Genomic DNA, 26,554 nt, shown 5'->3' on the forward strand with positions numbered 1-26,554 from the left:
CTAAGGGGGGTTAATTAATTAAGGGTTTTGTGTTCCGGGATCTTGCGTGCCGGTATCAGGATTTTCCGGATTGTCAGGTGTTCCCGGGTCCTGAGTTCCAGGATCCGAAGTACCAGGATTCTGCGTTCCCGGGTCTGTTGTTCCGGGATTTTGTGTTCCTGGATTAGATACTCCCGGATTTTGTGTTCCCGGGTTTTGTCCCGGGTTTGGATTCCACGGATTTTGATTTCCCGGATTCTGGTTCCCCGGGTTTTGAGTTCCCGGCGAGGGATTCTGCGGGATCCTGTTACACTCAAAACACTTGCTTTCTATGGAGCCACCGGGATTTGCAAATTGGCTGCCCTGGGGAATCAGATCGGGTCTGGTAGAGGCAGCAGCCTTAAAGAGTTTTACCCAGGCGTCTTTGGCCAGATTCTTGCTTCCTTTGGTATTGTAATCATATCCGGACCACACACCCAGGGAGACTTCGGGAGTGTAGCCGACAAACCACAAATCCCATTCATTGGAGGTGGTTCCCGTTTTCCCGGCTACGTTGTAACTGCCGATTCGGTTTCCGATTCGTTCAGCCGCCGTTCCGCTGGTCACGACCTGTCTCAGCATTTGGGTCAATTGATAAGCCGTTTGTGCCTTGAAGACTTGTTTGGGTTGATGTTGTTTGTGGTAATCGTAGATCACATTGCCGTACGAGTCGGTGATTTTTTCAATCAAGTGAGGTTTATTGTAAACTCCCTGATTTCCCAACATCGCATAAGCGGCTGTCATCTGTTCGACGGTCGGTCCGTAAGTAAAGCCTCCCAGTGCGGCTGCTTCGACCAGATCGTTTTCATGAGGCTCAATCCCCATCTCTTTCAGGTAGTTGAAGCCGCGTTCGATTCCCAGCTGCCTGAAGATTTTAATGGCCGGGATATTGAGTGACCATTTTAACGCATAGGTTGCGTCAACGGGCCCGTTTTTATATTTTCCGTTCGCATTTTTGTATACGCCTGACCCGTCTGCCTTGGCAAGGGGTTCATCGATTATGGTGGAGTCAGGCGAAACGATTCCCTCGTTGATGGCCGGGCCATAGACGAGCAACGGTTTAATCGCTGAACCGGGTTGGTTTTTGGCGACAAAGGCATGATCCACTTCATTTTGTTTAAAGTCGACACCTGAATAGAAAGACAGGACGGCTCCCGTTTTGTTGTCGATCAAAACGGCACCGATTTGTTCCTGGCGACGCTTTCCTTTCAATTTCTTTTTCGGGAAGTACAGATTTTGGACCGATTGATTCATGGCATTGTAAAGTTGTTCATCAATGGTCGTGTAGATATGGAAGCCGCCCTGAGTGGCTTCTTTTCTGTAATCCAGATAGGTTTTATTCTTCGCTTCCGGATTGCCTTTGTCCCTTTCCCTCAGAATTTCAATGACTTCTCTCTCCACCGCGGAGATGATAAACGGATATTTTTCATACCCATTCGTAAAATCGTCCGGCTTGGCGAGGGATCCTTTGATATTAACACGAAGGGCTTGCTCGTACTGCTCTTGGGTGATCTTTTGATTCTTCAACATTTGCTCGAGGACGAGCTTCATCCGCTTCAACCCGCGTTTTAGGTTTTCCTCCCTGTTTTCTTCCCCGCGGGTGGGATCAACCGGATTGTAATCGTTGGGGCGCTGCACCATTCCGGCAATGTATGCGGCTTGTGCCAGCTCCAGTTGTTTGACCGGTTTATTGAAGATCCCCCGGGCAGCGGCAGCCACACCGTACATATGCTTCCCGTGGGCGCCTTTCCCGAAATAAACACTGTTCAAATAGGCAACGAAGATTTCATCTTTGTCATAATATTTTTCAATCCGGATGGAATTTAGAATTTCCAAAGCTTTCCGTTCATAACTTTTTTCCCGGTTACCCAGGATTTCGTTTTTGACGAGCTGCTGCGTAATAGTGCTTCCGCCTGTGGTCACTTCACTGCCGGTGATTTGTTGATAGGCGGCACGCAGGATGGAGCGGGGGACAATCCCGTTGTGATTATAAAATTCCCGGTCCTCGACCGAAAGAAACGCATCGATCAAGTAGGGGCTGACTTGATCCAGGCTGCGAATGAGTTGCCGGTCATCTGACGTTACCAGCGATCCGATCTTTTTCGGTGTCGATTTTCCGTCAGGGGAACGGAAGTATGCATAACTGGTTTGCGACCAGTTGGACAATTCTTTTTCGTAATCCTCTTTGGTGCGGAGCTTTTCATCTTTGGCGAAGGCCGATACGACACCTGCGCCCACACCCACCGCACCGACCGCAACGACTAGCACCATGACCAGACAAACGAACAAAATTCGCGTGATTTGCTTAATGATTTTCTTTTTGTCAAACTGCGTGTTTCCAAACTTCATGCGGATCCATACCCCCCTTTGAACTTCAGCCATACCATTATATCATGGAAGAAGTAGGTAGTGATCATAGAGAAATTTTGACAATCAAGTGAAAAAAGAGATGGGCGCTGTTGCGCTTTTATCCAGTGTGCGGTGATCCCACACTTGCCCCTTTCTTGAAAGCTTGGCCAATCAAATCAGCCTCCGGTCCACTCAGTGGACGGAGGCTGATTTGCAATGATCCGGAAGAAATCCTTTTTATGAGTCTCGTCTCGGAGGCGGCCAGGGTAATCGGACTTTGCCGTCATCATTTCCTCCGTCGTTTCCGTCACCGGGACCTCCCGGACGCGGCTCCCACGGATGGGGTGGAGGTGGCGGCTGCTGGCCTTTTTTCTCTTCCTCCTGCCTTTTCTTTTCTTCCTCCAGTTTTTTCTGTTCTTCTTCTTGTTTCTTTCTCAGATATTCTTCAATCCGGTCACATTCAAGACATTCAATTCCCCCGGGCAATCCGCCGGGATTTTCAAAGCGGCGTTGTTTGTCAAAGTATTCAGGGCTGGCCTCGGCGGCCGCTCTAAAAATATTGACCCATGCTTGCATCGCGAATTTTTGATTATGGGTCATGGGATGGTTGTAATCGTACCCTCCCCAGACGGCCAGCGTGATTTGCGGGGTATACCCGATAAACCACTTGTCCCTGTCTTCCGATGTGGTGCCTGTTTTTCCGGCCAGATCATAGCCGTTGATGCGGGCACCGACATAGGTCCCCGTCCCGCCGTTGAGGACCTGTCTGAGCATCCGGGTGGTCTGGTACGCCGTTTGCGGGGAAAAGACCCGGGTTGGTTTTACCTTGTGTTCCCAGATGACGTTGCCGTCGGAATCGACGATTTTGGAAATGATATAAGGCTTTTTGTAATTGCCTTCGTCTGCGAGAGTCGCATATGCCGCGGCCATTTTTTCCACCGTATAGCCTTTGTAGGAGCCGCCGATCGCGGCGGATTCGGTATCGTTGGGGCTGGGTGGAATGCCCATCTTTTTCAGGTATTCAAAACCCGTTTGATGTCCCATATGGTTAAAAATCTTGATCGCGGGAGTGTTGATCGAGAATTTCAGGGCGAGGGTGGCCGACACGGGTCCTCTGTATTTGTTGTCGGCATTTTTGTAATACCCGGAACCGTCCGCTTTGGGAATCCTTTCATCCAGGATCATCGTTTCCGGGGAGATGACCCGCTCCTCAATCCCCGGTCCGTAGACCAGTAATGGCTTAATTGCTGACCCGGGCTGGTTTGTCGCATCCAGTGCATGGTCTTTCTGGTTGGCATCAAAACTGTTGGTCCCTGACACAAAAGCGAGAACGGCGCCTGTTTGGTTGTCGATGATCACGGCTCCCAACTGTTCCTGTCCTTTTTTTCCTTTATAGGTGCGGTTGTGGAAGCTCAACTTTTTCGTCGCCTCAGCGTTGACTGCTTCATACATGTCCCGGTCAATGGTCGTATAAAAATGATAGCCGCCGGTCATCGCTTTTTTCTTGTACTCTTCCAGCGTGGCTTTGTATTTTCCCTGTCTGCTCAGCTCTTCAATATTCAGGTTGTCTTTTTCCATGAGGGCTTCGGCTGCTTCTTCTTCCAGGGCATGCATGATAAAAGGATATTTTTCATAGCTGTTTGTGAAATCTTGCGGTTTGGCAAGGGATTTCTTGATGTCAAACTTCAGCGCTTCGTCGTATTGCTCTTTGGTGATCTTGTTATTTTCCAGCATCTTGGCGAGAACCAGCTTCATCCGCTTGATGCCGCGCTCCAAACCTTTGCCGTTGTCGCTGAACGGGTTCATGTCGTTGGGACGCTGAACCATTCCCGCTATGTAGGCGGATTGCGCGAGGTTGAGGTTTTTGGCATCCACATTGAAGATCCCTTTGGCGGCGGCTTGTACCCCGTACAGTCTCCGACCGTTGGCACCGTCTCCGAAGAGGACGCTGTTCATATAGTAAACAAGGATCTCGTCCTTTTTATACATCGAATCCAGCCGGATCGCCAGGATGATTTCCTTGGCTTTCCGTTCCAGCTTCTTGTCAAAGTCCTTCAGAATGACGTTTTTGACCAGCTGCTGGGTGATCGTGCTTCCCCCTGTCGTCACATCGGCATTGACGGCCTGCTGGTAGGCGGCCCGCAGCAGGGAACGGGGGACGATTCCGTTGTGCTGGTAGAATTCATGATCCTCAATCGAGATAAAAGCATCGATCAGATAAGGGCTTACATCTTTGACGGATTTGATCGGCTGCCGGTCATTGCCTTCCATGCGCATGGAGCCGATCGGAATATGTTTGCCATTTTTGTCTCTGTTCAGAAAATAGGCATAACTGGTTTGTGACAAGCTGTTCAAATCCCGTTGGAAATCCTCTTTGCTTCGGACTTTTTCGTCTTTGACCATCGCTGAAACGATTCCGGCCCCGACGCCAATGGCTCCGACGGCCATCACTAAGCCGATGACAACGATGGTGAAGAGCACATAGAATATTCGCCGACCAAGGGATTTTTTATCTGGTCTTCTCCTCCTCAACTTGAACCCCCCTCATTCATCGGGTAATATTATATCATAATCTGTTTGAAAAGTATTTTCGCCGAATCTGTGAGTGGAGAACTGAATAGAACAAAAAGCGGTGAACAAGCGAAGTAGCCGGCAGATGTGAGCTTTTCAGAGAGCTGGTGGACGGTGCAAACCAGCAGTCCGCTGCACGGCGAATTACACTTGGGAGCTTGGCGTTGACCACGGGAAGTCCCCGTTATCCCAATCAAGCGGAAGACAGACGGGAATGGTTCTGTCTTCAACAAGGGTGGTACCGCGGATCCGACTCCGTCCCTTCGATGGGCGGAGTTTTTTATTTTTATGAAGAGGTGAGCTTAGATGTTGACGGATGAAATCCTTTCTTCCCAAGCAGAAGCAGAGCTGGATAGACAATTAGCAATAATTCAACGGGGGGCGGCTGAAATCCTCCCGATGGATGCCTTGATCGCAAAACTGCGCCGTTCCATCCGGACGAATACCCCGCTAAAGGTGAAGCTGGGGTTAGATCCAACCGCTCCCGATATTCATCTCGGGCATACCGTCGTTTTTCACAAGCTGCGGGAGTTTCAACAACTCGGACATATCGTCCAGCTGGTGATCGGTGATTTTACGGCGCGGATCGGGGATCCGACCGGGAAGTCAGAAGCCAGAAAACCGCTCTCGCCAGAAGAAGTAAAAGAAAATGCCAAGACCTATACGGATCAACTGTTTAAGGTGCTGGATAAAGAAAAAACGGAAATTTATTTTAACAGTCACTGGCTCAGTCCCCTTTCATTTGCCGAAGTCACGGAACTGGCGGCGAAATGTACAGTCGCCCGCATCCTGGAACGGGACGATTTTTCCAAACGCTATCAAAGCGGACAGGCGATCAGTGTGCATGAATTTTTCTATCCGCTCATGCAGGGATATGATTCCGTCGCCCTGAAGACAGATATCGAATTGGGGGGAACGGACCAAACCTTTAATTTGCTGATGGGGCGCCATTTGCAAAAAGAATACGGACAGGAAGAACAAGTGATCCTTACGATGCCGCTCCTGGAAGGACTCGACGGCGTGAAAAAGATGAGCAAGAGCCTGGGCAATTACATCGGGATTGATGAACCTCCGAACGAAATGTACGGGAAAGCGATGTCGATTCCCGACTCCTTGATGGTGAAATACTTCGAACTGGCAACGGACCTTTCCCGTGAGGAAGTGGAGCGGTTGAAAAGCGGCCTGGCCGACGGAAGCACGCATCCGCGCGATGCCAAAATGAAACTCGCTTACACTCTTGTCCGCATGTATCACGGGGAAGCAGCCGCACAAACAGCAGAACATCATTTCCGCACGGTTTTCCAGAAACGAGAACTTCCCGAAGAAATGGATCAAGTAACCATTCAGGCAAATGAGCTGGAGAATGGACGGATGGGGGTAGTCCCTTTGCTGGCCAGACTGGGGCTGGTTGCGACGAATGGAGAAGCGAGGCGGATGATCCGGCAGGGCGGGGTGCGCATCGATCAGGAAAAAGTAACGGATGTACATGTGCAAGTACAAGTGAAAAACGGACTGGTGGTCCAGGTGGGGCGCCGCAAATTCGTCAGGGTGAGATTGGATGAGTCTATGTAGCCCCGCCTGGCACCCTCTCAGAGGGTGCCGGGGCGGTTGGGATCCGCTTAAAACTCCACGAAAAAAGGGTGTTTCTTTTCGTCCAGACAGTACAGAATCCGTTGTTTGAAGAGCTTCCATGAGACCAGCCGTAAAGCGGTCTCCACCGGAAAATAACCGACGTCCAGACATGGCTGGCCCGCTTGTAATTGACCGCCAATCGGTTTCCCGATAAACAGCGTATGGCAGATGCCGGCACGCACATTTTGAAAGATGCCGCAAAAGCGGATTAATTTGATGTTGATCCCTGTTTTCGATTTCACTTCACGCAGGGCCGCCGTGCGGATCGATTCCTTTTCCTTCACCTGGCCTCCCGGGAGTTCCCAACCCCGGTTGGGGCTTTTCACGATCAAAATTTCGTGATCATCGTTTAATACGACCACTCCTGCAGTGACAATGTGTTTGGGAAATGACACGAGGGATCACCTGACCTTTGATGGTTTGGTGTCGCAATCGAACACTCGGATCGGCGGGAGAAAAATGAGGAACAGTATCGGGCAGAGATAGAGGCAGAAAATTTCCGTATATTCATATTTTAACAGAAACAGGCAGGCGTGATCATTCCGGTCTGTGGCGGGAATGCGGTGATGGGTTGTCCGGGGAAAAATGGGGGCAAAGAGAAAAGGCATGGTGACAACTGTTCACCATGCCTTTCTTTGTACCGTTATGATTAACGAGAGTAGAACTCTACGATCATGGTCTCGTTAATTTCGGCAGGCAGCTCAGAGCGCTCGGGAAGACGGGTATAAGTCCCTTCCATTTTGCTTTCATCAAAGGAGAGGTACTCCGGCAGATAAGCGCGGTCTTCCAAAGCTTCTTTGATTACATCCAGGTTGCGGCTTTTTTCCCGCAAGCCGATGACGTCGCCCACTTGGACTTGATAAGATGGGCGGTCTACTTTTTTGCCGTTCACGGTAATGTGACCATGTACCACCAATTGGCGGGCTTGTGCGCGAGTACGGGCAAAGCCTAAACGGTATACCAGGTTATCCAAGCGGGACTCCAGGAGTTTCATGAAGTTTTCCCCGTGGATTCCTTTCATTTTACCTGCGCGCACAAACAGGTTGCGGAATTGTTTTTCGCTTACTCCGTACATGTGGCGCAGTTTTTGTTTTTCTTGAAGCTGCATGCCATACTCGCTCAACTTTTTGCGTTGGCCGGGGCCGTGTTGTCCGGGAGCATAAGGACGTTTAGCCAGCTCTTTACCGGTGCCGGAAAGAGAGATTCCCAGACGACGGCTCAGTTTCCAACGCGGTCCAGTGTAACGTGCCATAGAAAGATGCTCCTTTCATCATTTGCTTTTGTCTTCGCAAATGACAGGGTTTTCTGATCCGCTCGTCTTACCCGGGTCTTCCGGATAGCGGCGAAAGACCGGATACCTGTGAAGAACCTTCACAGGGCGAATCAGTGAGGGTGATCCCTTCACCTATCCTTTGCTTGCTATCCTCAAATACCCCTAGGAGGCAGTTTGAGCCATACAAACTATTATTATATCTTTATTGGAGAAAAAGTCAACGATGATAGCGTCTTCCCGGGACCGTCCCCGGCGGGATGGTTCGCTGGGAAACATTCAGGTTGTCAAGGTTTGGAAAAGAACCGTCCAACCCCCGGAACGGTGACCCGACGGCTGCTTTCGCCGATACGGGCCTTCACCTGCCATTTCTGTTCATGCCAGGTTGGTGTCGGGAAGTCATGAAGGTTTTTCCGGCTTTACCCGCACATAATAAATCGGCATTCCGCGGGAGGCAAACTTTTCTTCATATTCGGTCGTGATATTGGTTTCCGCATAGGGGCTTTGGTGCAAATCCCTGGATTGCTCGATGATCTGCCAACCTGCTTCCGCAAACTCCTCCAGGGAAAAATCGAACAGGATGGTGCTGTCCGTTTTCAGGATGAGATCCCCGTCCGGAGCCAGCAATTTTTTATACACTTCCAGGAAACGGCGGTGGGTCAAGCGCCTTTTGGCATGCCTCTTTTTCGGCCAAGGATCGCTGAAATGGAGGTAAAAGCGGTCCACCTCTTCTTCGGCGAAAACTTCGGCTAATTTCTCGACATCCATCCAGATATAGCGAAGGTTTGTGTTCTCTGTGGCTTCCCCTTTTCTTACCGCTTGCAAAAGGGGTTCTTCGATCCGTTCGACGCCGATCCAGTTGATATCAGGGTAAATCTCGGAGGCTTTAGCCAGAAATTGGCCTTTACCCGTTCCCAGTTCGACATAAAGGGGGCAGGGGCGGCCAAACAGGCTTTTCCATTTTCCGCGATATTCTTCGGGCACTTTCACGACGAGAGGATGTTCAGACAAAATCTTTTTTGCTTCGGGTTTTCTTCTTAATCGCATGATCTTTTGCCTCAACCATTCTTTTTAGTGTCGTTTATATTATATCCTAGCCGGGAAGGACGCAACGGGCAAGTCGTGCAGATGACTTGAAAGATTTGAAAGAATTGGATTCGAAAACTTCGGCTGATTATGCAAAAAAGTGTTGCCTTTGATCCGCATCTCCATTATTCTAAAGATGAAGAAAAATGTAATCGATTACAATTTTTTTATGGGGGGACGACGGTTGAAGTTAGGAATTTTCACCGTATTATTCAGCAAGATGAAATTTGAGGAAATGCTGGATTATGTAAAAGCGGCAGGGCTGGATGCCGTTGAGATTGGAACGGGATGTTATCCGGGAAATGCTCACTGCAATCCTGACGAGCTGTTGGAGGATGATGCCAAACTTAAAGCATTTAAGAAAGCGGTTACAAATCGCGGTTTGATCATCAGTGCGCTGAGCTGTCACGGAAACCCCCTGACACCTGACAAGAAATTTGCCGAGGAGTCCCATCGTACATTTCTGAAAACAGTTGAACTGGCTGAGAAGCTGGAAGTACCGGTGGTCAATACCTTCTCGGGAACCCCCGGCGCCTACGAAGGGGCCAAAGCTCCCAGCTGGCCGGTTGCCCCGTGGCCCAATGAATATCGGGAGATTCTGAAATGGCAATGGGAAGAGAAAATTATCCCGTACTGGAAAGAAGCCGGCAAATTCGCGCAAGAGCGCGGGGTAAAAATCGGCCTGGAATTGCATGGGGGTTTTTCGGTGCATACCCCTTATACGCTTCTTCGCCTGCGTGAAGCAGTGGGAGAAGTGATTGGAGCCAACCTGGACCCCAGCCATCTCTGGTGGCAGGGAATCGATCCGGTCGCGGCGATTAAAATCCTCGGCAAACAAGGGGCGATTCATCATTTCCACGCCAAAGACACGGCCATCGATCAGGATAATGTCAATATGTACGGTCTGACCGATATGCAATCGTATGAGAACATGCAGACAAGGGCCTGGCAGTTCCGCACCGTCGGATTTGGACACGGCTTGAAAGAATGGGCGGACATTTTAAGCGCCCTGCGCCTGGTCGGTTACGATTATGTTGTCAGCATTGAGCATGAAGATGCGCTCTTATCTATAGAAGAAGGATTCACGAAAGCGGTGCAAAACCTGAAGCAAGTATTGCCTTATGAAGAGTTGTCTGAAATGTGGTGGGTGTAAAGCGCGGGTACCTTCTCTGCTTTCCATTCTGGTTAGCCGATTGCAGGAGGCGATAGCATGAACTTTTGGAGAAAAGGTCTTGCAGCCGGATTGGCCCTCACTTTGGCATTTTCGCTGGCCGCTTGCTCCACGGGAGGTGAACAAAGCGCAGAAGGGGGCAAAGGCGGCGAAAAAGTGGAGATCGTCTTTGCTCGTGGCAAAGATGTGACCGGTGAATCCAAAAAAATTATCGAAGCGTTTGAGAAAAAGCATCCGAACATTAAAGTTAAGTTTAAGGAAATGCCAGCGGATACCGGGCAGAACCATGATCAGTTGGTGACGATGTTCAGCAGCCAGTCGAGCGAGATCGATGTATTTAATCTGGATGTCATCTGGCCGGCTGAATTTGCCAAGGCCGGTTATCTGCAACCGCTGGACCGTTATATTGAAAAAGATAAGATCAATCTGAATGATTACATTCCAGGTGCGGTTGAGGCAGGAAAAGTGGACGGACAACAATTCGCCTTGCCGCTGTATGTCGATGCGGGCCTGCTGTTCTACCGCAAAGATTTAATGCCGGAACCGCCCAAAACATGGGATGAGTTGATCCAAAAAGCCAAAGAGGCGAAAAGCCAGGGAAAAACCAAGTTTGGCTATCTCATGCAAGCCAAGCAGTATGAAGGACTCGTCTGTAACTTCCTGGAGTTTATCAGCGCGTATGGGGGAAAAGTCCTGGATGAAAACGGCAATGTGGTGATCAACAGCCCCGAGTCAGTCAAAGGTCTGAACAAAATGATCGAAATTGCCAACGCTGACTTTGTGCCGAGCAATATCAGCACGTTTATGGAGGAGCATTCTCATACCGCTTTTCTTGAAGGGCAATCGGTCATGGTCCGGAACTGGCCGTATCAGTATGCTCTTGCCCAGGATCAAAAGCAATCCAAAATTGTGGACAAGGTTGCCGTGGCCCCGCTGCCGGCAGGGGATAAAGGATCAGCGGCCACTCTCGGCGGGTGGATGATGGGGATCAACAAATACTCCAAGCATAAGAAAGAAGCCTGGGAATTCATCAAGTTTGCCACAGGCCCCGAAGGGCAAAAAATTCAAGCCGTCCACGGCGGAAAAGCCCCCACTTACCTGCCGGCTTACGATGAGGAGGAAGTGAAAAAAGCAAGCCCCTTGTTCGCTGATAAAAACTTTGTAAACGGAGTTAGCGCAGCCGTGTCAAGACCGGTATCCCCGGTTTATCCGAAAATCTCCGAAGTGATTCAGATCGAGGTTTCCAAAGCCATTACCGGCAAACAATCGGCTGAAGATGCGCTGAAAAACATTGAGACCCAGTTGAAAGAGGTCGTCAAAAAGTAATTTTGCTGCCATTTCTCCTCTCATGATTACTGGAGGTGCTAGAATGAAGAACTGGAAAAAAGGTTTCATCGCCGGATTGGCCGCCACTTTGACATTTTCGCTGACCGCATGCTCCAGCGGTGAACCAAGTGCAGGAAGTGGCGATAGCGGGGAAAAAGTGGAGATTGTATATGCCACCGGTAAAGATGTGACCCAAGGAACCAGAAAACTGATCGAAGCGTTTGAGAAAAAACACCCGAACATTAAGATTAAATATAAGGAAATGCCGGCAGATACAGGACAAAACCATGATCAGCTAGTCACGATGTTCAGCAGCCAGTCAAGCGAGATCGACGTATTTAATCTGGATGTCATCTGGCCGGCTGAATTTGCCAAGGCCGGTTATCTGCAGCCGCTGGACCGTTATATTGAAAAAGATAAGATCAATCTGAATGATTATATTCCGGGTGCTGTCGAAGCGGGGAAAGTGGACGGGCAACAGTTTGCCATGCCGAAATTTATCGATGCCGGCCTGCTGTTTTACCGCAAAGATTTAATGCCAGAGGCTCCCAAAACATGGGATGAGCTGATCCAAAAAGCCAAAGAGGCGAAAAGCCAGGGGAAAACCCAGTATAGCTATCTCATGCAAGCCAAGCAATATGAAGGTCTTGTCTGTAACTTCCTGGAGTTTATCAGTGCGTATGGGGGAAAAGTCCTGGATGAAAACGGCAATGTGGTGATCAACAGTCCCGAGTCAGTCAAAGGTCTGAACAAGATGATCGAAATTGCCAAATCCGACTTTGTGCCGAGCAATATCAGCACGTTCACGGAGTTGGAGTCGCACACGGCTTTTATTGAAGGGCAATCGGTGATGATCCGCAACTGGCCTTATCAATACGCTCTCGCCCAGGATCAAAAGCAATCCAAAATTGTGGACAAGGTTGCCGTGGCCCCGTTGCCGTCAGGGGATAAAGGATCAGCGGCCACTCTCGGCGGATGGATGATGGGGATCAACAAATACTCCAAACATAAAAAAGAAGCCTGGGAATTCATCAAGTTTGCCACAGGTGCCGAAGGGCAAAAAATTTCCGCTGTCTATGGTGGATCCACCCCCACTTACCTGCCGGCTTTCGATGATGAAGAAGTGAAAAAAGCAAGCCCGCTGTTTGCGGATAAGAACTATGTAAACGGGATCAGCGCCGCGGTTCCGAGACCGGTATCCCCGGTTTATCCGAAAATCTCCGAAGTGATTCAGATCGAGGTTTCCAAAGCCATTACCGGCAAACAATCGGCTGAGGATACGCTGAAAAACATTGAGACCCAGTTGAAAGAGATCGTCAAAAAGTGACGCTGATCCGGGGTTCTTCACCCGGTGCACATGATAAAAGGGTCATAAGCCAATCGGTCTTATGACTCTCTTCTTTATCGAACAAGGTGGTGACAAGATGAAGCAGATAAACCGAGGCTTGTCGGAAAAACAGATTGGATATTTGTTGGTGCTGCCCGCATTGCTGATCATCGTGGTCATAGCCATCTGGCCGGTTCTCCGGTCGTTCTGGATCAGTTTGCATGATGTCCGGTTGAACAATCCGGCAAAAACAAAGATTCACTACCAACACGGCGTCGATGTGGAAAAAGTGGCCGAGATTTATCCGGTCTTGACCAAAAATTTGGAAGAAGCAAGCAATCAGGCGGACGGCGAAACGAAAGCACAAGTAGGAGCGATCCTCCAACAATTGGAGGAGATGAAAGCCCGCTTGGATGCAAACAAAGATTTTGCCGCCAAATACGAAAAAGTGGATGAGCTGTTGTTTGAAGGAGAACCCGTTCCCGAAGACCTGAAGTTTGCCTCTCTCGATCAAAAGACGGGCGAAGAAGTGAAAAAGCAACTGACTCTCGTGCAGGCCCAGCTGCAAAAGCTGACAGATCAAAAACAGCTCAAGGAAGATACCGCGCTGGGGTTAGCCAGAGGTTTGAACGGGGCGTTGATCTCGCCCAACTTTATCGGCATAAACTATTACATTCAGTTGCTTCAGAATCAGCGTTTGTGGGATTCATTAAATAACACCCTGGTATTTACCGTCATCTCCGTCTTTCTGGAGCTGGTGTTCGGCTTGTTGATCGCACTGCTCATCAACCGGCATTTTGTCGGCCGCGGTTTGGTGAGGGCAGCGGTTTTGGTCCCCTGGGCGATACCCACCGTCGTATCGGCATTGATGTGGAAGTTTATGTTTGACGGGCAAAATGGGATCATGGCCAAGTTTTTTGAACTGATTGGTATTGTTCCTGATATGGGATTGTTGTTAACCACGAAAGCGGGATCGATGTTTGCTGTTATTTTTGCCGATGTTTGGAAAACAACACCTTTTATGGCGTTGCTCCTCCTGGCGGGACTGCAGACGATTCCCTCTTCTCTGTACGAAGCGGCGGAAGTGGACGGGGCTTCCAAAGTACAGCAATTTTTCCGGATAACGTTGCCTTTGTTGAAATCGACGATCTTGGTGGCGCTCTTGTTCCGCACGCTGGATGCTTTCCGCGTTTTTGACCTCATCTATGTGTTGACCGGGGGCGGACCCGCCAACTCGACGGAAACGATCTCCATCTATGCTTATAAAACCATGTTTGCTCAGATGAATTTCGGCGAAGGCTCTGCACTCTCGGTGATTGTCTTTATCTGTGTGGCCATCATCAGCATCATCTTCGTGAAGTTGCTGGGTGCGGACCTGGTCAGCGACAGCCGCGAAAGGTAAAGGAGGGAAGCTGAATGCAAAAGCGAACCGGACCCGTCTTCTACATTTTGCTCGCAGGATTTTTAGTTGTCATCATGTTCCCGTTCTTCTGGCAATTTATCGCTTCGATTAAACCTCCATCCGAGTTGTTTGGGGAGAAAGCTTTTCACTTTATCACCCAAAACCCGTCTCTGGAAAACTATGAACGCGTCTTTACACAACGGCCTTTTTTAACCTATATGTGGAACAGCATGGTCGTGTCCACCCTGACGACTCTCTACTGCATCGTGGTGGCGTCGTTTGCGGCCTTTGCCATCGCCCGCTTGAATTTTAAAGGAAAAACGTTCATTTTGGGAATTGTGCTGGCTGTTTCCATGTTCCCGCAGATTGCCACGATCGCCCCGATCTTTATGTTCCTGCAATCGGTCGATCTGACCAACAGTTATCTGGGGCTCATCATTCCGTATACGACGTTCGCGCTTCCGCTGGCCATCTGGAACCTGACCACTTTTTACCGCAAAATTCCGTCCGATCTCGAAGAAGCGGCAAAGATCGACGGAGCCAGCGTGATGCAAACGTTTCGCAAGGTGTTCTTGCCCCTGGCCATGCCCGGGACGTTTACAACGGCGATCCTTGTCTTTATCGCTGCCTGGAATGAGTTTTTGTTCTCGCTGACCATTAACACGGAAGAAAATTTAAAAACTGTTCCGGTAGGCATTGCTTTATTCCAGGGACAGTATACGATCCCCTGGGGAGAGATTGCTGCGGCTTCCGTCATCGTAACGATTCCCCTCGTCATCATGGTGCTCATATTCCAGCGCAGGATCATTTCGGGTATTACGGCAGGCGCGGTCAAGGAATAAAAAGATGTGTTTCAAACCATTTGTCTTTCTTGGCAAATGGTTTTTTTCTAATGGGTAGCCACATAGATCTGTAAATGAGATCGTCTCAGGGTCCGATGTATAATACCATTCAGTTAATCATTGAAGGCAGATGAACGCATCCGGACTTTTGAAGGAATCCGGAATGGGCCGAATGGTCACTTTGGTTGAAACGGGAGAGATGAAACCGATGATGACTTACGTTTGCTTTATTCGACACGGCGAAACCGATTGGAATAAAGAGATCCGCTTTCAAGGACAGACAGATATCCCGCTCAGTGAAACGGGTGTGGAACAAGCGAAGTTCCTGGCCGAATATTTGAAGGATCACACCATTTCCGCCATTTATTCCAGCGACTTAAAGCGCGCACGGCAAACGGCCGAGCTGATTGCCGCCAAGCACGGACTTGCGGTTCGGGCAACTCCTGAGTTCAGGGAGCGCAGCGCTGGTGAATGGGAGGGGTTAACCCTGTCCGAAATAAAGGAAAAATACCCCGATTGGGAACAGATTCGGTTCACGGGAGGAGCTTACGGGATTGAGCCGGTCGAGCAATTGAAAAAGCGCATGCTCGGAGGCGTGGAGGCATTGGTGGAAAAGCATCAGGGAGAACATATTTATATCGTCGCGCACGGGATGTGCATCAATGCCGTCTTACACGTCCTGACCGGCGGAGAATACGGCATCGGAAAAACAAGGCTCCACAATACCAGCATGACCCGGCTGAGTTATGAAAAAGAAGCGGGATGGAAGTTGCTGGGGATCAATGAAACTCCCCATCTGAACGCGAAAAAAGAAATGTACTCCTAGGACTAGGCAACGATTCACACGACCGCTGCCCCAAAACGACAGAGCTAAGTATTTTTCGTCACACGCGGTTTTCGATCGGGGAGTGAATGCGGGGCATCGAAAGAATTCAAATGAGGAAGATCTGTTTAACAAACCGGCGCGCTTGGATGCGGCCGCTTCGGATACGGGTCAAACGATCCGTGTATGGTGGATGCCAGAAAAAGACGCCTGCGGAGAGCCTTATCAGGAGGTTCTCCGCAGGCGATTTTTTAGACCTTTAGTCCGCGTGGCGTCATGGTCCGTTCCAGAAGCCGGAAGGCAAGGTCAAACAGGATCGCCAACAATGCGGCAGGAATCGCTCCTGCCATGATCAGGCTGTCATCGTTCATGCTCATTCCGCGGACGATCAACTCGCCTAACCCTCCTCCGCCGATGAAGGCGGCCAGTGCGGCAAGTCCGATCGTGAAAACGGAAGCGGTGCGGATTCCGGCCATGATGACCGGCAGAGACAGAGGAAGTTCCACCATGAACAGGATTTGCCAGGAGGTCATCCCCATCCCTTTTCCCGCATCAATCATCGACGGATCTACACCTAAAATTCCTGTGTACGTGTTTCGCAAAACCGGAAGGAGTGCGTACAGAGTAAACGCGATAATGGCCGGTTCTTGTCCGATTCCGAACAGGGGAAGCATAAAAGCGAGCAGGGCCAGACCGGGGATGGTTTGGATGACGGCGGCCACACCGATGATCGGCTCGGCGATTTTGCGGTACCTTGTGAGCAAGATGCCTAACGGGACCGAGATGACGATGGCGAAAAGGATGGATACGGCAGACAAGTAGATGTGGTCGATAAAAGCATACCAGATGTCTTCTTTCCGCTCGATAAATGTCTTCAGCAGTTCCATACAAATTCCCTCCTTTACAAAACTCCGTTGTTCCAGTTGGCTAAACCGCGCATCATGCTTGCCCGGGTGACGATCCCGATCAGTTTGTGTTCCTCATCGACAACCGGGACGGCTCTGATTTGGCTCTCGTGGAAAATTTCCGCAACAGTGCTGACGCTGTCAGACGGCTGGAGGGTTTTGATATCCCGGTCCAGGAGATGGGCAATGGTTTTTTCTTCATCCCGATAATGTTCGGCCACTTTTTCCAGGGTGACCACACCCAGTAAATGATTTTGCTGATCAGTCACCAACAAGCTGTCCACTTTTTTGGCTTTCATCAGACGAAGAGCTTCGGCCAGTCCGCGTCGGGGCGAAGAGGTTGCCACAGAGGTATGCATCAAATCGATCACCGTCGGCGTCGATGGTGACAGCCGATCCTCGCCGATAAAATTGCGCACAAACTCATTGGCCGGATGGCGGAGCAGTTTATCCGGAGTATCCATCTGGATGAGCTCCCCCTCATTCATAATCGCGATGCGGGATGCGATTTTGGTCGCTTCATTCATATCATGGGTGACAAACACAATGGTTTTTTGGATTTTTTCCTGCAGGTGGACGATATCGTCCTGTAACTGTTCCCGGCTGATCGGATCGAGGGCGCTGAACGGCTCGTCCATCAGGATGATATCCGGTTCCGCGGCCAACGCCCGGATCACGCCTACCCGTTGCTGCTGCCCCCCGCTCAGTTCTCCGGGATACCGCTTTTTAAAGACGGACGGGTCCAGACCGACCAGATCCAGCAATTCATCTACCCGTTTTTCATATTGGTCGGGTTTCCATTTTTTCAATTTGGGCACCAGCGCGATATTTTGCCCGATGGTCATATGGGGAAACAGGCCGATTTGTTGAATGACATACCCAATGTTCCGCCTTAATTCAACCGGGTCAGCCTCGGAGATGTCTTCGCCGTCAATGGTAATCGTTCCGCTGGTTGGCTCGATCAGCCGGTTGATCATGCGCATGGTCGTCGTCTTTCCGCATCCGCTCGGGCCGATCAGGGTTAACAGCTCCCCACGGCGGACCTCCAGATTCAAGTCCTTCACTGCAACCGTACCGTCTTTATATTCCTTGGATACATGTTCAAATCGAATCAATCCTATCCCCTCTTATTCATTTTTTTGATCGACGTGTGGAATCAGATGGATTTCACCCTGAAGAAATCGAAATATTCCATATAATGGAGTTACGGAATTAATCCTTTTTTCTTCAAAAACGATCTGGCCACTTCCTGGGGCCGTTTCTTTTTGAGATTTACTTCGGCATTCATCGCCATCATCTCATCTGTAGAGATTTTTCCGGCAAGGGCATTCAGCTTTTCTTTTAAGCCGGGGTTTGCTTTGAGGACGGCTTCCCGGATGACCGGAACGGCATCATAAGGCGGGAAGAATTTTTTATCGTCTTCGAGTACGGCCAAATCGTACTGTTTGATTCGGGGGTCTGTAGAAAAACCGGTAATGATATCCACATCGCCGTTATTGACTGCTTCGTACATCAGGTCTTCATCAAGAGAAAGCTTCTTCCCAAACGAGAAACCATACGTTTTTGTCATTCCGTTATACCCGTCTGTGCGTTCGTAAAAGACAGAAGGAGCACCCATCGTTAAAGAAGAAGCTTTCCCTTTTAATTCCGATAGCTTGGTGACACCGAGCTTTTTCGCTGTCTCCTTGCGCACGGACATCGCATAATTGTTATAAAATCCGAGCGGTTTCAGCCAGATGAGACGAAAGTTTTTTTCATATCCCTGTTTCGTCCGCTCGTAGATGGTTTTGGGGCTCATTCCCGGCTGGTAGGTCTGTTTGAGGATAGCCAGATAGCCGGTGCCGGTATATTCCACATACATGTCAATATCGCCTGACTTTAACGCCTCCGTCAAAATCGCCTCCGTACCGAGTCCTTCCCTGACACGGACTTTCAGATCGGTGTTGGCTTTCAGATATTCGGCCAGAAGATGAGCCAATATCCATTGTTCGGTCCAATCTTTGCCTGAAATGACGATTTCACCTTTTTCCGCTTCTTCTCCGTTTGAGCAGGAGGTGAGGCTCAAAGGCAAAATCAGGCAAAAAAGCAAAATAAAGCATTTCTTCACTCTTTTCCCTCCTCTATCTATAACTTGTTTATTTATATAACCTCATTTTCCGACAGGTAAACCTCTTTTTTTAAAATAAAGTAAAAGCTTGGCTGGTTTTAAAAGGGGATACGAGACTGAAGGTGATTCTGGCAGGGATGTAAAAGAACTCTTCTTAAGTTTGATCAAATATTTTTTTAATGAAATTAATAATTTACATATATTACCCTTGGTGACTCGTTGCGTGTTCCTCATCCGTGAAGTTCCCTTGACTGCGGTCACGCCCAGGCAAGTTGCTATAAAATTCTCTATTCGCTAATATATAATATGAGTGACGAATTCAGAAGATAAGGCAGGAAACAGGTAACATGACACTGGAAGGATTGTACAAAGAACTGGCTGATCTGAATGAAACCGAAGCCCAAACGATCCACAAGTTGGTCCAGGCGCTGAAGCGTACCCGTGTCAGTCCTCTCGCTTATATCGAAGAGCTGATGAACTTTCAGCCGGTGGGTTACAATGAGAAGAAGGATGTTTACGTTCATCGCATGTTGATCACGGATGAATTGAAAAACCGCTTTAAGATTTTGCATGGCGGAATCACCGCCACCTTTATTGATACGGCGATGGGGGCCACGGTCTTCCAGGCGCTGGGTCCGGATGTGAAAGTCGTCACCCTCGAGCTGACCGTGAACTTCCTCGCGCCGGGTGTGGATGGTTGGCTCACGGCTGAGACAAAGATCGTGAAACGGGGAAAGACGATCATTGTGATGGAAACCAAAGTGACGGATGAACGGGAGAAGCTGATCGCTTCCGCTTCTTCAACCTTTTTTCGATTAGACCAGGAGGTAAGATGAGCAAACCATATAAAATTGCCGCCAAAGCGATCATCTTCAATCAAGATCGTGTCCTGATTTTGCGGAAGTCAGAAGAAGAGCGCAGCGCCAAAGATACTCACGGCTGGGATTTTCCCGGAGGAGGCCTGGAACCTTCGGAGCCGCTGATGGATGCGCTCGCGCGTGAAGTGATGGAAGAGACGGGTTTGCAGGTAAAAGTGGTCGCGCCCGCCTATATCTATGATGAGATCCAGGAAGAAAAACACCTCATTATTATCAAATTCGCCTGTGACCAGCCAACGGGAGAGCTCGTTCTCAGCCCGGAACATGAAAAATATTACTGGGTACATATGGACGACCTGAATGAAAGTGAATTTCCCGAGTGGATGAAAGAAGAAATCCGCCGTGCGTATCGCGTATACACCGACTTTCGCGGTGTCAGCCGGTAAAAACGCCCAACTCTGACTCGTTGTTCAGAGGAGGGCGTTTTTTTGGGTGCTTCTCCTGTCATACCCGGGGAACGGAGGATTCGTTCAGACAGGACGCAAGGATAATTCGCTGATCAACCCTGACGAAACCGGGCAATTCTTCTTAAATGAACTTCAAAAACGCTTTCGGTAAATCTTCCGTTTCGGAACGGCTGAACCGATGGCTCAGAATAAAAAGAGTAGTCCGGAACAACGATTTCGTGATGGGGAAACCCTTGTCCCGTAGCTGATCTTGCTGTCTGAAATCCCGGAAACTTTTCCGTAGACAAGATCCAGATCGGTTTGATAAAATGAAAGCGCAACCAAAAACGTTTTTGGAAAAGTTGAAGCAAAGGGGGGAGAGAGCATTCATGGCAACAATCAAAGAAATCGCGCAAAGAGCGGGAGTTTCCGTATCCACAGTTTCCAGAACTTTAAATAATTATCCCGATGTCAATCCGCAGACAAAAGAAAAGATCCTGCAAATCGCCAAGGAACTCAATTACTTTCCGAATGCAGTGGCAAGAAGCCTGGTGCAGAAAAAGACATACACCATCGGGGTTTTTTTTGGAAACAAGATGAACTCGGGTTTTGATCACCCGTTCTTCCTCGATGTGATATCAGCGGTGCGGGAGGTGGCGGGCAATGCCGGATATGATCTGCTGGTATTTACCAATAAAAACAAAGAGCGCGCCACTTATACGACGCTTTGCAGAGAACGAAGCGTAGACGGTGTGGTTTTGCTGTTGACCGGAGAAGGAAAACGGCGGACGGAGCCGCTCGTTGAGCTGCAAAACAGCGGCATTCCCTGCATCGCGATCGATATTCCGCTCATAGGTGAAAAAACGGCTTATGTGGAGTCGGATAACTATGCCGGGGCCAAACTGGCAGTGCAACACTTGATTGATTTGGGACACCGGCGGATCGCTTTTATCGGTGGAGACGAAATCAGCAAGACCAGCTACGACCGGCTGCGCGGATATCAGGATACATTGATGGAAAATAGAATCGGATTTGACCCGACACTCATTCGGCTGGGCTATTTTTCCAAGGAAAAAGCGGCTCTTGGAACCCGTGAATTGATGGCAAACAAGCCGGACATTACCGCTTTTTTTGCCGCCAGTGATGAAATGGCGTTTTCCGTCATCAAAACGCTTCGGGATCTGGGCAAACGCGTGCCTGATGATATCTCCGTGGTCGGGTTTGACGATATAAAGGAAGCGGAATTCTTCGAGCCAAGGCTGACGACGGTCAGGCAGGATAAATATCAACTGGGGAGTGAGGCGGCACGCATGCTGCTGAATATAATCGAGAATCCCGATTATCAGCCAACGCCCGTCACATTGCCGAGCCAGCTGATCATCAGGCAATCCACGGCCGTGCTCCAAAAACGTTTTCGGCAGGAGGGGGAAGATTCGTGAAGAAGCTCGCTCGATGGGTCGCTATTTGCTTATCATCGCTTTTTGTGCTGACAGCCTGCAGTTCGGGTACTGAAAAAAGCGGCGACGGAATTACCATTCAGTATTGGCATACACAGACAGAAGAAGAGCGGGTCGCCGTTCTCAAACAGCTGATCAAAGAGTTTGAAGCGGAAAATCCGGGCATTCACGTAGAGCAAGTTCCCGTTCCCGAAGAGGATTTTGCAAGCAAAATTCCGGCAGCGCTCGGGGCAAACCGTTTGCCGGCGATCATTGAGGGCGGGATTTCCAATATGTTGTTTTTGGGATCTGAAGAAGCCAGCGATACAGTCATGCATGAAGAGATCATCCGGCAACTGGGAATGGATGATTTTTTCACCGGAGCTTTAGAAAAATTGAAAAAGCCCGATGGCAAGGGATATTACGGTGTGCCGATCAACGGCTGGGTGCAGGGGATCTGGTACAACAAAACCTTATTTAAAGAAAAGGGCCTGGAACCGCCGGAGACATGGGAAAACATTCTGAAGGCCGCCAAGGCGTTTCACGATCCCAAACACAAGCGGTACGGGATTGTGATCGGAACCGCCAAAGATGATTTTACCGAACAGACTTTCAGCCAGTTTGCCCTTTCCAATCAGGCTGCCATCTTTGATACAAACGGGAAAGTTCGCTTTAACACCCCGGAAATGGTGGAGACGCTCCGGTACTATCAGGAGTTGGCCAAATATACTCCGCCGGGTGCGGAAAGCTGGCGTGAGGCGCGCGAGCTGTATTTATCGGGCCGCGCTCCCATGGTGATGTACTCTTCCTACATTATGGGCGATCTGGCAGAGAACGATCAGCTGGTCAAAGAGACCGGATTTGCCATTCCCACGCGGAAACAAAAAGCAACGTTCGGTGAGATCACCTCGCTTTCCATCGCCAATACCATCAGCAAACCGGAGCGTGAAGCAGCCAAGAAGTTTGTGCTCTTTCTGATGCAAAAGGAAAACTATATCCGGTACCTGCACATGTCCCCGGGGGGAGCCAATCCGACCCGAAAATCGATCGCCAAAGACCCGGCTTATCTGAATAACGAAGTATTGAAGAAATACGGGGATACGGCGGTCGCGATCGCTTCCGGACTGGAGACATTACAGAAGTTCGGATTCCAGGACGGAAAAGTTTATCCGCAAATGGGCGATATCTCCGCGCAATTCATCATCGGCGAGGCGATCTACAACATGACCGAGCACAACAAGAAGCCCGAAGCGGTTGCCGGCACTGCACAACAGAAAATGAAAGAAACGGCAGAGGAGTAAGGGGCAGAGCAAGGGAGTGAAAACATGCAGAATCATGCGGTGTTGAACGAGAGTAGCCGAAAGAGAAGTTCCTTAAAAGCCAAAGAGGCGCGACTGGGATACCTGTTGATCACTCCGGCGTTTTTGCTGATCGCTGTGGTGATTATTTATCCGGTGCTCTATAATATTTGGCTAAGTTTTCATAAAGTGTCGATCAATCCCAACCGGCCGGATCTGTTCATCGGTTTGAGAAACTACGCATCCTTGCTGAAGGATGAGGGGTTTTGGCATTCCATTTCCATTACCTTGATCTATACGATCGTGACCGTGGCCGGAGCCACCATCTTGGGTCTGGTGGCCGCTCTTCTCCTGAATCAGCCGATCAAAGGGCGGCGCTTCTTCCGGTCCGTCATCTTGCTGCCGTATGTGGCCCCGGTCATCTCGCTGGTATTTGTTTGGCAATATTTATTTAATCCGGTATATGGTATGGTCAATTATACGCTCGTCGAACAGTTGGGGGTGTTAAAGCAGCATGTCGATTGGCTGGATTCCCCGAATGCGGCGCTGTGGCTGGTGATTCTGTTTGATATCTGGCATCTTTTTCCGTTTTCTTTCATGATGATCCTGGCCAAGCTCCAATCCATTGACCCCTCGATCTATGAGGCGGCGGAGATGGACGGAGCGGGAATCTGGCACAAATTTCGGTTTGTGACGCTGCCGGAGCTGCAATTTGTGCTGGGCTCTGTGGTCATCTTGCGTTTTGTCTGGAACTTCTATAAGTTTGATGAAATTTATCTGCTAACCAAAGAAGTGCCCGTAATAAGCGTATACTCCTATGAAACCGCTTTTTCCACGTTTAACCACGGGCTGGCGGCAGCCATTACCGTAACCTTATTCGTATTGGTGATGGTATTTGTGCTCACCGCTGTAAGGAAGGTGCTCAAATGGTGACGAAAAACAAAACGCTGAACCGGATCATTTTGTACTGTTTGGTCACGCTGACGGTTGTCACGACGGTATTCCCGTTTTTGGTCATGCTGAGTACGGCCCTGAAGTCCAATGAGGAAGCGTTATCGACGACGCCGAATCTGATTCCCGCCAACCCGACACTCGAGCATTTTATGGATGTCTTAAATCCAAAGGTATTTCCGTTTTGGACTTATTTTTTCAACAGCTTTCAGATCTCCTTTGCTACCGCGCTCCTTTCTGTGGTGGTCGGGACTTTGGGAGCTTACAGTTTTGCGAGGCTCGAGTATAAAGGACGGGGATGGTTTCAAAAGGGCGTCATGCTGATCTATATGTTTTCGGGAGTTTTGCTGGTGGTTCCGCTGTATCAGATGATCACTGCGGCAAACCTGTATGATACCAAAATCTCGCTTATCATTACGTATCTGGTGCTGACGATGCCGGTGTCGCTCTATATGCTGGGAAACTATTTCCGCACGATTCCAGAGTCGCTGGAAGAAGCGGCGATGATGGACGGGTTAAACCGGCTTCAGGTGATTTACAAGATTGTGATCCCGCTTTCGCTTCCGGCCATAGCCTCGGTATTTATCTATGTGTTTATGATCGCATGGAATGATTATCTGTTCGCTTCGGTTTTTATAACGTCTGAAGAGAATATGACGCTGCCGATCGGGCTGAGTCATCTGTTCCATACCAAACATTATGTGTGGGGAAGGATGATGGCGGCATCCCTGTTGACTGCCGTTCCCGTGGTGCTCCTGTTCAGCATGATGGAAAAATATTTTGTCGGGGGACTCACAGACGGCGGAGTAAAAGGTTAACGACACATGGAGGAATGAATGATGGTTAAACAGCTAGTCGCAGTGGCTCCCGGAAAAGCGGAACATCTTCCTTATGAGGACAGAGAAATCATGCCTCATGAGGTACGGGTCCAAGTGAAATACGCATCTCCGAAACACGGTTCCGAATTGGCCGATTTCCGGGGAGAAACCCCCTTTTTGAACGAACAGTATGATGCAGAGTGGCAACTGTTTCTCCCCCGGTCACCGGGCGAGCCCCAAGGAGTGAAGTTTGGCGAATGGAATTTGGGCAATCAATGGGTTGGGGTCATCACCGAAGCAGGCTCTGAAGTGACGGATTTCCAAGCAGGAGAGATGGTGTGCAGCTACGGCGGCATTCGTGAGACACAGATCGTAAATGCGGTTGACAATTACCGGTTGCGTAAAGTGCCGCCGGGCATGTCGTGGAAAAACGCTGTTTGCTATGACCCGGCCCAATTTGCCCTGGGGGGCATTCGCGATTCGCATATGCGCCCGGGCGACCGGGTCGCGATCATCGGCTTAGGCGCGATCGGGCAAATTGCCGCGCAAATCGCCAAAAAATGCGGGGCCAGTTATGTGGCGGTAGTGGACCCGATTGAAGTCCGGCGGGAAGTCGCCCTCAAGGCGGGGGCGGATGAAGCGTTCGACCCGCTCACCCAGGACGTGGGGTTGGAGTTGAAAAAGGCGACCGGCAAAACAGGGGTGGATGTCATCATTGAAACCAGCGCCAACGTCCATGCACTGCAGGCTTCTTTGCGCGGCCTGGCTTACGGCGGAACCATCGCATACGTCGGCTGGGCCCGGGAGTTTACAGGCGGCCTGAATCTCGGGCGGGAAGCCCATTTCAATAACGCCAAAATCGTGTTCTCCCGCGCCGCCAGCGAACCCAATCCGGACTATCCGCGCTGGAACCGGCGGCGCATCGAGGATGTTTGCTGGGAAATGCTCCGTTCCGGGCTGATTGATTGCGAAGAGATTGTGTCCCCGGTGGTTCCGTTTGAAAAATCGGCGGAGGCCTACATGGAGTACGTGGACAGGCATCCGGAATTAAGCATTAAATTGGGAGTAGCCTTTGATTCAGAATAAGCCCCGAAGCGGATGAGGTGAATGGAATGAGATTGGCTACGCAGGACAAGCCGTTTTTCCCGGATCAGTTTGCCGAAAAACTGCAGTTCGTGAAGTCCATGGGATTTGCGGCATTTGAAGTGGATGGAAAAGTCTTGATCGAGCGCTTTGCGGAAATCAAACAGGCCATCAGAGAGACCGGTGTGCCTGTCTGTACGGCTTGCGGCGGATACCGCGGGTGGATTGGGGATTTTGATCGGGAGAAACGCCGGCAGGCCATTGCCGATATCAGCGAGATTTTAAAACATGTGGCCGAAATCGCCGGACAGGGGATCATTGTCCCCGCAGCGTGGGGAATGTTTTCCAGGAGACTGCCTCCCCTGGTTCCGCCGCGCTCGGAAGAAGAGGATCGCCGGATTTTGTTGGATTCACTGGCTCAACTCAACCGGACGGCACAAGAGACAGGAACTTATTTGTATTTGGAGCCGCTCAACCGCTATGAGGACCATATGCTGAATAAGCTGTCCGATGCAGTCAGCCTGATTGAGGAAGGGAATTTCTCCAATGTAAAAGTGACCGCCGACTTTTTCCATATGAATATCGAGGAAGCGAGCGTGGAGGCGAGCTTGCGGGCGGCTCAACAATATATCGGGCACATCCATCTGGCGGACAGCCATCGCTATCAGCCAGGCGATGGCCACCTTGATTTCGTTTCCGGTTTTAAAGTGCTGCATGAGATCGGCTACGCCGGTTACATGGCTTTTGAATGCCGGGTGCTGGGTGAGCCGGCAGAAGAGGCCTACCGGAAATCAGTAAAATACATCCAATCCTGTCTCCGGCAAGCGGGTGAAGAGGAAAGGGAATGAAGGGCCATTTCATCGGGAACGGGGCAT

At 49.9% G+C, this 26,554-nt stretch carries 23 protein-coding genes and 1 other annotated feature; of the genes, 15 read left to right on the forward strand and 8 right to left on the reverse strand.

All coding sequences use genetic code 11. The annotated features are described in order from the left end of the window. Positions 1 to 18: 18 nt before the first annotated feature. Together BMW55_RS00725 and BMW55_RS00730 are read right to left on the reverse strand one after the other, a co-directional pair. Positions 19 to 2,367 carry a transglycosylase domain-containing protein gene (locus tag BMW55_RS00725; RefSeq protein WP_170839652.1) on the reverse strand — a complete coding sequence of 783 codons (2,349 nt, stop codon included), beginning with the start codon at positions 2,365 to 2,367 and terminating at the stop codon, positions 19 to 21. Positions 2,368 to 2,604: 237 nt separating this feature from the next. Further along, a complete protein-coding gene (locus tag BMW55_RS00730) occupies positions 2,605 to 4,899 on the reverse strand; it encodes a transglycosylase domain-containing protein (protein WP_089964456.1) in 2,295 nt (764 codons plus the stop codon). A 91-nt stretch (positions 4,900 to 4,990) separates the two neighbouring features. Continuing rightward, positions 4,991 to 5,204: a binding site (T-box leader), on the forward strand. 40 nt (positions 5,205 to 5,244) lie between these two features. On the opposite strand from BMW55_RS00730, the gene tyrS reads away from it, so the two are divergent. Continuing rightward, positions 5,245 to 6,510: a tyrosine--tRNA ligase gene (gene tyrS, locus BMW55_RS00735; RefSeq protein WP_089964457.1), complete on the forward strand. Its 1,266-nt coding sequence runs from the start codon at positions 5,245 to 5,247 to the stop codon at positions 6,508 to 6,510. A 47-nt stretch (positions 6,511 to 6,557) separates the two neighbouring features. On the opposite strand, the gene BMW55_RS00740 is transcribed toward tyrS, so the two are convergent. From BMW55_RS00740 to trmB, 3 genes are all read right to left on the reverse strand, one after another. Continuing rightward, positions 6,558 to 6,965, reverse strand: a complete 408-nt coding sequence (locus BMW55_RS00740) for an NUDIX hydrolase (protein ID WP_170839653.1) — start codon at positions 6,963 to 6,965, stop codon at positions 6,558 to 6,560. 254 nt (positions 6,966 to 7,219) lie between these two features. Further along, on the reverse strand, positions 7,220 to 7,822 hold the full coding sequence (gene rpsD / locus BMW55_RS00745; RefSeq protein ID WP_089964458.1) for a 30S ribosomal protein S4: 603 nt from the start codon (positions 7,820 to 7,822) through the stop codon (positions 7,220 to 7,222). 417 nt (positions 7,823 to 8,239) lie between these two features. Next, entirely contained in the window at positions 8,240 to 8,887 is a 648-nt protein-coding gene (trmB, locus tag BMW55_RS00750) for a tRNA (guanosine(46)-N7)-methyltransferase TrmB (protein WP_089964459.1), read from the reverse strand. 223 nt (positions 8,888 to 9,110) lie between these two features. Here trmB and BMW55_RS00755 point away from each other — a divergent pair, with 223 nt between their 5' ends. The 6 genes from BMW55_RS00755 to BMW55_RS00780 all read left to right on the forward strand — a co-directional run bounded on the left by BMW55_RS00755 (position 9,111) and on the right by BMW55_RS00780 (position 15,820). Next, on the forward strand, positions 9,111 to 10,079 hold the full coding sequence (locus BMW55_RS00755) for a sugar phosphate isomerase/epimerase family protein (protein WP_089964714.1): 969 nt from the start codon (positions 9,111 to 9,113) through the stop codon (positions 10,077 to 10,079). Positions 10,080 to 10,136: 57 nt separating this feature from the next. Then, a complete protein-coding gene (locus BMW55_RS00760) occupies positions 10,137 to 11,423 on the forward strand; it encodes an ABC transporter substrate-binding protein (protein ID WP_089964460.1) in 1,287 nt (428 codons plus the stop codon). A 43-nt stretch (positions 11,424 to 11,466) separates the two neighbouring features. After that, positions 11,467 to 12,750: an ABC transporter substrate-binding protein gene (locus tag BMW55_RS00765; protein WP_089964461.1), complete on the forward strand. Its 1,284-nt coding sequence runs from the start codon at positions 11,467 to 11,469 to the stop codon at positions 12,748 to 12,750. Between the two features lie 97 nt (positions 12,751 to 12,847). Then, entirely contained in the window at positions 12,848 to 14,152 is a 1,305-nt protein-coding gene (locus BMW55_RS00770) for a carbohydrate ABC transporter permease (RefSeq protein ID WP_089964462.1), read from the forward strand. Between the two features lie 14 nt (positions 14,153 to 14,166). Beyond that, the gene (locus BMW55_RS00775) at positions 14,167 to 14,994 is read left to right on the forward strand and encodes a carbohydrate ABC transporter permease (protein WP_089964463.1); all 828 of its coding nucleotides are present in this window, start codon (positions 14,167 to 14,169) and stop codon (positions 14,992 to 14,994) included. Positions 14,995 to 15,157: 163 nt separating this feature from the next. Next, a complete protein-coding gene (locus tag BMW55_RS00780) occupies positions 15,158 to 15,820 on the forward strand; it encodes a histidine phosphatase family protein (protein ID WP_170839654.1) in 663 nt (220 codons plus the stop codon). A gap of 248 nt (positions 15,821 to 16,068) precedes the next feature. Here the strand turns inward: BMW55_RS00780 and BMW55_RS00785 are convergent, their stop codons facing one another. From BMW55_RS00785 to BMW55_RS00795, 3 genes are all read right to left on the reverse strand, one after another. Next, positions 16,069 to 16,704, reverse strand: coding sequence for an ABC transporter permease (locus tag BMW55_RS00785; protein WP_089964465.1), 636 nt, complete (start codon positions 16,702 to 16,704; stop codon positions 16,069 to 16,071). Between the two features lie 14 nt (positions 16,705 to 16,718). Beyond that, positions 16,719 to 17,837, reverse strand: coding sequence for an ABC transporter ATP-binding protein (locus BMW55_RS00790; RefSeq protein WP_089964466.1), 1,119 nt, complete (start codon positions 17,835 to 17,837; stop codon positions 16,719 to 16,721). A gap of 89 nt (positions 17,838 to 17,926) precedes the next feature. Next, positions 17,927 to 18,829 (reverse strand): ABC transporter substrate-binding protein, encoded by a 903-nt coding sequence (locus BMW55_RS00795; protein WP_089964467.1) that lies wholly within the window; start codon positions 18,827 to 18,829, stop codon positions 17,927 to 17,929. A 347-nt stretch (positions 18,830 to 19,176) separates the two neighbouring features. Here BMW55_RS00795 and BMW55_RS00800 point away from each other — a divergent pair, with 347 nt between their 5' ends. The 8 genes from BMW55_RS00800 to BMW55_RS00835 all read left to right on the forward strand — a co-directional run bounded on the left by BMW55_RS00800 (position 19,177) and on the right by BMW55_RS00835 (position 26,527). Further along, positions 19,177 to 19,665 carry a PaaI family thioesterase gene (locus BMW55_RS00800; RefSeq protein ID WP_089964468.1) on the forward strand — a complete coding sequence of 163 codons (489 nt, stop codon included), beginning with the start codon at positions 19,177 to 19,179 and terminating at the stop codon, positions 19,663 to 19,665. Beyond that, on the forward strand, positions 19,662 to 20,093 hold the full coding sequence (locus BMW55_RS00805) for an NUDIX hydrolase (protein WP_089964469.1): 432 nt from the start codon (positions 19,662 to 19,664) through the stop codon (positions 20,091 to 20,093). The genes BMW55_RS00800 and BMW55_RS00805 overlap by 4 nt, the downstream gene beginning before the upstream one ends. Positions 20,094 to 20,482: 389 nt before the next feature. Beyond that, a complete protein-coding gene (locus BMW55_RS00810; RefSeq protein ID WP_170839655.1) occupies positions 20,483 to 21,532 on the forward strand; it encodes a LacI family DNA-binding transcriptional regulator in 1,050 nt (349 codons plus the stop codon). Further along, positions 21,529 to 22,830 (forward strand): ABC transporter substrate-binding protein, encoded by a 1,302-nt coding sequence (locus tag BMW55_RS00815; RefSeq protein ID WP_170839656.1) that lies wholly within the window; start codon positions 21,529 to 21,531, stop codon positions 22,828 to 22,830. Before BMW55_RS00810 ends, BMW55_RS00815 begins: the two co-directional genes overlap by 4 nt. 24 nt (positions 22,831 to 22,854) lie before the next feature. Continuing rightward, the gene (locus tag BMW55_RS00820; protein ID WP_211663641.1) at positions 22,855 to 23,760 is read left to right on the forward strand and encodes a carbohydrate ABC transporter permease; all 906 of its coding nucleotides are present in this window, start codon (positions 22,855 to 22,857) and stop codon (positions 23,758 to 23,760) included. Continuing rightward, positions 23,754 to 24,596: a carbohydrate ABC transporter permease gene (locus BMW55_RS00825; protein WP_089964472.1), complete on the forward strand. Its 843-nt coding sequence runs from the start codon at positions 23,754 to 23,756 to the stop codon at positions 24,594 to 24,596. Before BMW55_RS00820 ends, BMW55_RS00825 begins: the two co-directional genes overlap by 7 nt. Positions 24,597 to 24,617: 21 nt before the next feature. Beyond that, positions 24,618 to 25,682 (forward strand): zinc-dependent alcohol dehydrogenase, encoded by a 1,065-nt coding sequence (locus BMW55_RS00830; RefSeq protein ID WP_089964473.1) that lies wholly within the window; start codon positions 24,618 to 24,620, stop codon positions 25,680 to 25,682. 26 nt (positions 25,683 to 25,708) lie between these two features. Beyond that, positions 25,709 to 26,527 (forward strand): sugar phosphate isomerase/epimerase family protein, encoded by an 819-nt coding sequence (locus BMW55_RS00835; protein WP_089964474.1) that lies wholly within the window; start codon positions 25,709 to 25,711, stop codon positions 26,525 to 26,527. Positions 26,528 to 26,554: the final 27 nt, after the last annotated feature.

It is taken from the genome of Lihuaxuella thermophila (genome assembly GCF_900110165.1).
In the GTDB taxonomy this organism is placed as follows: Bacteria; Bacillota; Bacilli; order Thermoactinomycetales; family Thermoactinomycetaceae; genus Lihuaxuella; species Lihuaxuella thermophila.

Bases quoted from the DNA above. Each gene is read 5' to 3' on its own strand.
- BMW55_RS00725 (WP_170839652.1), bottom strand. From the start codon at position 2,367: ATGAAGTTTGGAAACACGCAGTTTGACAAAAAGAAAATCATTAAGCAA.
- tyrS (WP_089964457.1), top strand. From the start codon at position 5,245: ATGTTGACGGATGAAATCCTTTCTTCCCAAGCAGAAGCAGAGCTGGAT.
- rpsD (WP_089964458.1), bottom strand. From the start codon at position 7,822: ATGGCACGTTACACTGGACCGCGTTGGAAACTGAGCCGTCGTCTGGGA.
- trmB (WP_089964459.1), bottom strand. From the start codon at position 8,887: ATGCGATTAAGAAGAAAACCCGAAGCAAAAAAGATTTTGTCTGAACAT.
- BMW55_RS00760 (WP_089964460.1), top strand. From the start codon at position 10,137: ATGAACTTTTGGAGAAAAGGTCTTGCAGCCGGATTGGCCCTCACTTTG.
- BMW55_RS00765 (WP_089964461.1), top strand. From the start codon at position 11,467: ATGAAGAACTGGAAAAAAGGTTTCATCGCCGGATTGGCCGCCACTTTG.
- BMW55_RS00770 (WP_089964462.1), top strand. From the start codon at position 12,848: ATGAAGCAGATAAACCGAGGCTTGTCGGAAAAACAGATTGGATATTTG.
- BMW55_RS00775 (WP_089964463.1), top strand. From the start codon at position 14,167: ATGCAAAAGCGAACCGGACCCGTCTTCTACATTTTGCTCGCAGGATTT.
- BMW55_RS00780 (WP_170839654.1), top strand. From the start codon at position 15,158: ATGGGCCGAATGGTCACTTTGGTTGAAACGGGAGAGATGAAACCGATG.
- BMW55_RS00785 (WP_089964465.1), bottom strand. From the start codon at position 16,704: ATGGAACTGCTGAAGACATTTATCGAGCGGAAAGAAGACATCTGGTAT.
- BMW55_RS00800 (WP_089964468.1), top strand. From the start codon at position 19,177: ATGACACTGGAAGGATTGTACAAAGAACTGGCTGATCTGAATGAAACC.
- BMW55_RS00805 (WP_089964469.1), top strand. From the start codon at position 19,662: ATGAGCAAACCATATAAAATTGCCGCCAAAGCGATCATCTTCAATCAA.
- BMW55_RS00810 (WP_170839655.1), top strand. From the start codon at position 20,483: ATGGCAACAATCAAAGAAATCGCGCAAAGAGCGGGAGTTTCCGTATCC.
- BMW55_RS00820 (WP_211663641.1), top strand. From the start codon at position 22,855: ATGCAGAATCATGCGGTGTTGAACGAGAGTAGCCGAAAGAGAAGTTCC.
- BMW55_RS00825 (WP_089964472.1), top strand. From the start codon at position 23,754: ATGGTGACGAAAAACAAAACGCTGAACCGGATCATTTTGTACTGTTTG.
- BMW55_RS00830 (WP_089964473.1), top strand. From the start codon at position 24,618: ATGGTTAAACAGCTAGTCGCAGTGGCTCCCGGAAAAGCGGAACATCTT.
- BMW55_RS00835 (WP_089964474.1), top strand. From the start codon at position 25,709: ATGAGATTGGCTACGCAGGACAAGCCGTTTTTCCCGGATCAGTTTGCC.